We start from the raw sequence: 5,935 nt of genomic DNA on the forward strand, positions 1-5,935 counted from the left end.
CCCCTATCGATTCAAAGACTGGGGGACTTCTAACTGAATCTAAAGATAGCCATATGGCCAACTAAAGAATTATTTGTAAGCGTATAGCTTACGGCACCTGGCTTGTTTAATGTTCCAAGGTAACAGCGATTCAAGATTATCATGCTGCTCAATAAGGTGCTGTAAACAAGTAGAAATATAATCATGCACTATAAGGTCATTTGCCTTTGCGGTTTCAACAAGGCTATAAAGTATCGCACTGGCATCTGCGCCATTACAGGTATTTGAGAATAACCAGTTTTTTCGCCCTATTACGAACTGTAGTGACATAGTGATTTTGGACAATTATTTAGAGTATTTACCCTAACTTGTTTTGGGGCTGGACTTCCCAGCTCCCCAGCCGAAAAATAACGCCGATATATCAAGATCCAGCTATTCCGCAATATTTGGAAATAAAAGAACATCTTCTTGACCTTCGATAACGATAATTCTACCTTTCTGAAAGAACAACTCTCTAGTATCTAGGCCAAATGAGTGTGGATTATAAATATACCGCTGGCTAGCTTCTCAATACCCCTCTTCCATCAGCAGATTACTTGGACTCTGAGCGAGCACATTACTTTTTAATGCGGGCATAATGATTTCCCCTTTAGTTTATTAGCTATAAATTAGTACGAAATACAAACCACAAATTATCTAGCATTGCTTTAAGATGAATAAAGGCCAAAAAACCGACTTAATGTCGGCTTTTTGGCTAAGTGGTTTAAGGCTTAGCTTTCTACTTCTTCCCAATGGTTTTCGATTTCTTCTAGGCGAATTACTTTTGCAGCTTCCTCAGCTTCAGTATCCGACAGTAAATCAAGAAAATAACTTACGGGATTATTTTGCTCTTGGCTTTCCATATACAAAGCTCTTAAAGCCGCATCTGTAGTACGTGGAATTTTTGTTTGACCTTTCTCATAACGTGCAATTGTCTGTTCATCCACACCAAAACGTGTCGCAAGCATTTTTTGAGAAACATTCATTTCAATACGTAAAAATTTAAATTCCTCATACGCAAGAGGCCTGTTGCTGTCGACAACAACCTGCGCTATTGCGCTATGAAGTCCGTTCATATCATCAATACTTGTATATTCTTCACCATCGATTTCTTCAACGGTAACACCATTTTTTAGATACACGTTTAATAAACCGCTTTCAGTATAATGGTACATATCAACCTCTTAATCTATCCATACAGTTACTAAAACTGACATAGGACTGTCATGATGATTCTTAAGTGCAACAGTCAACTCAATAACTTTGCCCGCTGCTAAACCTTTCAAGTTAAATTTCCAATCTCCGGAGGCCTCAGGGTATGGACCCTCTCTAAACACCGAATGTTTACTCTTAAGTAGAGTAATTATTTGTGCTGTAGTAACCCCTCGTTCATGCATGCGTTGTTTAACATGCTTGCTCCATCGAATCCTGTGGGTATAATTCTCTGCCAGATCATTCATTATTTTTCTGGCTGTTCCCTCTGTAAGTGGGAACTCTTTAACACCTTGTGGATTATTTTCAACCATGAACCACCTATCAATCTGATACCTATCATTTTGATAGGAAGGCAACGTATTGTCAACTATCACTTGAAAAAACTCTAAACGAACTTAGGGCCTGTTGATCTTTGCGGATTAAAATTTGTTCAAACTAGGGGCGGTTTAATCGCGGCGCGAGGTTTGTAACCTAGTGGACTAAGTAAAAACCGAGCAACAAAGAGTAAATCGCCCCTAGGCAGAACCCAAAGGGCAGCGCCTGTTTGGCATTGATGCTGCGTTATCACCTATTTATGGGGAATAACCACACCACATAGGCTCTGCCTTGCCTAAATACCAAACAGACTGCTGCAAATTTAACCTTGAAAGATCAATAGGCCCTAGTATCGCCGTCAGCAAAAACAACAACTACCACCTTCACAGAAGGGTGAGTTTCTTTCCTAACTCGTCTTGGGGCAAAGGTGAGTTATATTGATAAATCGTCGATGGACAAAAGTGAGTTAGGACTTAGTGATTGATGTGTAACTTAAGACGACTCGTATCGAAATTGGAGTTAATCCAATTTCGACAACAGTTCGTTTATTTTACGTCTGACGGGAGCTACTACATTGGATTGGTTTGCCAAAATAACAACAATATAGCCTGTATCTAAATGAATATCGACACGAGCGTCTACTCCTAAATAAGCCCCACCATGCCCCACGACACGATTATTTGGTTCACCGCCGACAGAAAAACCATAGCCATACCAAAACGCTGAGTTGTATTCTGTCTTTGCACTGTATGCTTGCTCGGTTAAATCCTTGCCTAGTAATTTATAGTTTGTTAACTCTATCGCAAAGCGGTGTAAATCACTCACCGTAGAAAATCCACCACCAGCGGGACTACCTTTCACAGCTCTTGTGTAAGTGCTGCTTGCCCAATCATCGCTATGCATTCTTCTCAGGTATCCAGTGGCTAAATTAGGTGTTGATGAATCAAGTTCGAAGCTTCCTGAATTTTCCATCTTAGCTCGGTCATAAATGTTTTTTTGAATGTAGTCGTAATAAGGCATGCCGCTAACTTTCTGTATGACTAAACCAAGCATCAACATTCCAGAGTTGCTATATCTATTGCGAACTCCAGGTGAGAACAAAAGCGGAGTATTTGCTATAAGAGGTTTGTATTGTTCTAAATTGCGATAAAGCTCTTTGTTGCTCTTATTAAATTCTTCGTTAAAAAAATTACCTAGCCCTGAGGTATGAGTCAGAAGGTGCCTAACCGTGATTTTGTCTACGTCACCACTAGGTAGCCAACTCTTATCGACAAAGTTTACTAATTTATCGTCAAAGTTTAGTTTTCCTTTTTCGATTAGCTGTAATGCAGCTATGGCAGTAAACATTTTGTTGATTGAGCCGAGAGAAAAACGAGTGTTCAAAGCGTTTTTGACTTTCCATCGTTTATTGGCTAGGCCGTATGCATTTTCAAAATAAACATCTTTCCCTTTGGCCACTAATACAGTTCCTGAAAAAGCATCTTTCTTTTCCAATTGACCTAAAAAAGAGGCTAATTCTGTTTGTAATTGTTGTTTAGATAAATTTTCGATTAACCCTGCTTCTGACTTCGAATCTTGGAGCGTAAAGTAATTTATTCCGAAGGGCTCGTTGCGCTCTCTATTGATCAGTAAGGTATATGTGAGTTGATTATTCTCTGAGGTGACTAAAAGTCGCTCGCTATGATTTTCATCTGGCAAAGTATCTAACAGCTTCAAAGAGCCATAGGTATTTTGCTCATTTAAAAAAACACCAACGTGAGCATCAATTCCATAGGCCTGAATTCTGCTTTGAGACATATTCTTAGAAAGGTAATCAATAACCTCAATGCGACCGCCATTATTGAATAACTCCAAAAATGATTTGGATAGTTGTTCTTTTGCCAACGAAGAAAATGGAATTGTTACTATAAGAGCAATTATCAATATGTGCGCCAAAATAAATCCTTTTAAGTCAATTTTTTAGGTCGGTTAGAAACCAACATACCTAATTCTGTATCTTTTTTCTAGTAGTGGTTGAATTACTCTATGTTTAACTCAGAAGCATTTGGTTTTGCGAGAATATGACGTAATAATTTGGCATTCTTAACTATAAAAATGCTGGCTAACTTCCGATTTTGTTACGAAGTAGTCATTCAGAGCTGAATCATTTTGGGGCAATGACGAGTTAGCAGATAACTTGCCAATGGACAGAAATAAGTTAGAGCCGAAGGACGGCTCTGTGCCCAGACTGTGTAAAAACTAATTTTTAATAAATTGTCTTGGGTATGTTCTTAGTTTAAAACCATCTAGGATGGTTGCGATCGATTTTTTCTCAGTATCACAATTTTCTCCGCGCGAGCGAAACTGCTATAGCAACGCTACTCTAATCGCTTTACTTAGACCATTAACTCCCATAATTGTGAGCATTCTTCTGAAGTTGTAAGCCAGAACATGAAGACTTATTTCTGTACTCACGCTTTTTAAACCTCGTGTTAGTAAGTGGCTAGCTCCCATCCAGAGTTTAATTGTGCCAAAGGGGTGCTCAACAGTTTGCTTGCGATGAAGCATCAATTCAGGTTCATTCTTTAGCTTTTGAAGCATTTCTTCTGTCAGAATCTCATGCACCCACCACCTTATTCGCCTAGGGTCTTTTTTAGAGTTAGTGCACTGACTTCTTATTTTACAATCTCGACAAGCAATGTGATTGAAGTAAACATCAAGGTATTTACCTTGCTCAAATACCTGCATTCGATTTTGAAGTTCATTACCAGCGGGGCATAAGTAAATATCTTTATTTGCATCGTATTTGAAGAGTGAGCGGTTAAATATCCCTTTCTTTTCAGAGGACGATGTATCCGTCTTGGGCATGATTGGCTCTGCACCCAAATCGATAGTATCTTTTATATCGGGCTGACTGAAGTAACCTTTATCTGCTAATACCCTTATATCTTCCTTGCGCAATGCTTTTTGTGCGAGTTTTGTCATTGACGCAAGCTGGCCTCTATCTGGCACGTTGGTCACCTCATGCGCCACTATAAGGTGGTGCTTGGTATCAACCGCACTTTGCACGTTATAACTCACAACTCTTGTAAAACCTTGAGTTTTCATTAAACGTGAATCAGGATCAGTAGTGGATATTTGCTTGTCAGGATGAGCTTCAACTTGTTCTTTAATCTCGTGTAGTTTTTTTAACTGGCTGCGAAAGTCAGCTAGCCTATCTTTTGTGGCTTTAATTTTTGTGACGTTAGCTTGCTCTTTATCGGCTTCATCAAGTAATTCAAGGTAACGTTCAATGTTCTTTTCGACTCGGTCGATGTGGAATTTAACTTTGCTTGGCGTAAAATTATTGCCTTTGTTGTTGCTAGCTTTAAACTTACTACCATCGATGGCAACAACTGGTTTCTCAAACATATTCAGACGACGGCAGACTTCAACAAACGTTTTGCACACATTTTTTATACCATCTCCGTTGTCTTTTCTAAAATCAGCAATCGTTTTAAAGTCGGGTGCCAACTTACCAAGTAGCCACATCAGTTCAATATTGCGTTGGCATTCGGTTTCTAATCGGCGGGATGATTGAATACGGTTGAGGTAACCATAAAGATACAGTTTTAATAATGTGGCTGGATGATACTTAGGGCGGCCTGTGGACTTTAAAGTTAATCCTTTAAACCCCAATTCAGCTAGATTTAGTTCCTCAATGAAAACATCAATCACTCTGACCGTATTATCTTCACTGACGTAATCTTCCAACGATTCTGGAAATAACGTTGATTGGTCACGACTTTCACCGCTTATAAACTTTGACATACTGCCTCAACCCTCAACTGAATCAATAGTCTAATTATATAAATATCAGTATATTAAGTGAACTAAATGTATAGATTAATAGATCATAAGCAGAACATACTTAGACCAAAAGGTGATCAGAGTTTTCACACAGTCTGTGCCATAAGCCGACCTTGAGACACATAGAGATTAAGACTGCAAAGATACGAAAGCGGAAGTTAGCTTTGGCCTGTTTAACGACAAATATTCCGACAAAGCAGTCATGACTATTAGTTTATTGTTAAATCTAATCTTTCTTTTCGTTCATCTACTCAATAACCCCACGCTAAACGTGACTTTAGCGTGGGGTTAGAGTTCACAGTAATTTTATCTGGATAGCTCTTTTATTTTTTTCTCTGAAAACCAGCGATATAAAACAGGTAAAACAAATAATGTTAACAGTGTTGCAGTTACCAAGCCGCCAACAATAACACTCGCTAATGGGCGCTGTATTTCTGCACCAACACCATTAGACATTAACATCGGTATCAAACCTAAAGCTGATGTTATAGCAGTCATAAGTACAGGTCTTAATCTTGAAGTAGCGCCTTCAAAAACGGCTTTAGATGCTTCTAGACCG

At 38.9% G+C, this 5,935-nt stretch carries 5 protein-coding genes and 1 pseudogene; all 6 read right to left on the reverse strand.

Features of this window, described 5'->3' with window-relative positions:
• Positions 1–69: 69 nt before the first annotated feature.
• Positions 70–297 (reverse strand): annotated as a pseudogene (locus P20311_RS02640) (transposase domain-containing protein); the annotation flags it as partial.
• A 452-nt stretch (positions 298–749) separates the two neighbouring features.
• Positions 750–1,193, reverse strand: a complete 444-nt coding sequence (locus P20311_RS02645) for a DNA-binding transcriptional regulator (RefSeq protein WP_008109361.1) — start codon at positions 1,191–1,193, stop codon at positions 750–752.
• A 9-nt stretch (positions 1,194–1,202) separates the two neighbouring features.
• A complete protein-coding gene (locus P20311_RS02650) occupies positions 1,203–1,544 on the reverse strand; it encodes a DUF4258 domain-containing protein (protein WP_008109362.1) in 342 nt (113 codons plus the stop codon).
• A 523-nt stretch (positions 1,545–2,067) separates the two neighbouring features.
• A complete protein-coding gene (locus P20311_RS02655; RefSeq protein WP_008109364.1) occupies positions 2,068–3,483 on the reverse strand; it encodes a serine hydrolase in 1,416 nt (471 codons plus the stop codon).
• A 411-nt stretch (positions 3,484–3,894) separates the two neighbouring features.
• Positions 3,895–5,337 (reverse strand): IS1182 family transposase, encoded by a 1,443-nt coding sequence (locus P20311_RS02660; RefSeq protein ID WP_008109366.1) that lies wholly within the window; start codon positions 5,335–5,337, stop codon positions 3,895–3,897.
• 345 nt (positions 5,338–5,682) lie between these two features.
• Positions 5,683–5,935, reverse strand: a 253-nt coding sequence (locus P20311_RS02665) for an efflux RND transporter permease subunit (protein WP_036984695.1), incomplete at its 5' end; no start/stop codon positions are given.

The organism is Pseudoalteromonas sp. BSi20311 (assembly GCF_000239875.1).
In the GTDB taxonomy this organism is placed as follows: Bacteria; Pseudomonadota; Gammaproteobacteria; order Enterobacterales; family Alteromonadaceae; genus Pseudoalteromonas.

What these genes read in the sequence shown, in the direction of transcription:
- P20311_RS02645 (WP_008109361.1), bottom strand. Translation starts at nt 1,193, where the DNA reads ATGTACCATTATACTGAAAGCGGTTTATTAAACGTGTATCTAAAAAAT.
- P20311_RS02650 (WP_008109362.1), bottom strand. Translation starts at nt 1,544, where the DNA reads ATGGTTGAAAATAATCCACAAGGTGTTAAAGAGTTCCCACTTACAGAG.
- P20311_RS02660 (WP_008109366.1), bottom strand. Translation starts at nt 5,337, where the DNA reads ATGTCAAAGTTTATAAGCGGTGAAAGTCGTGACCAATCAACGTTATTT.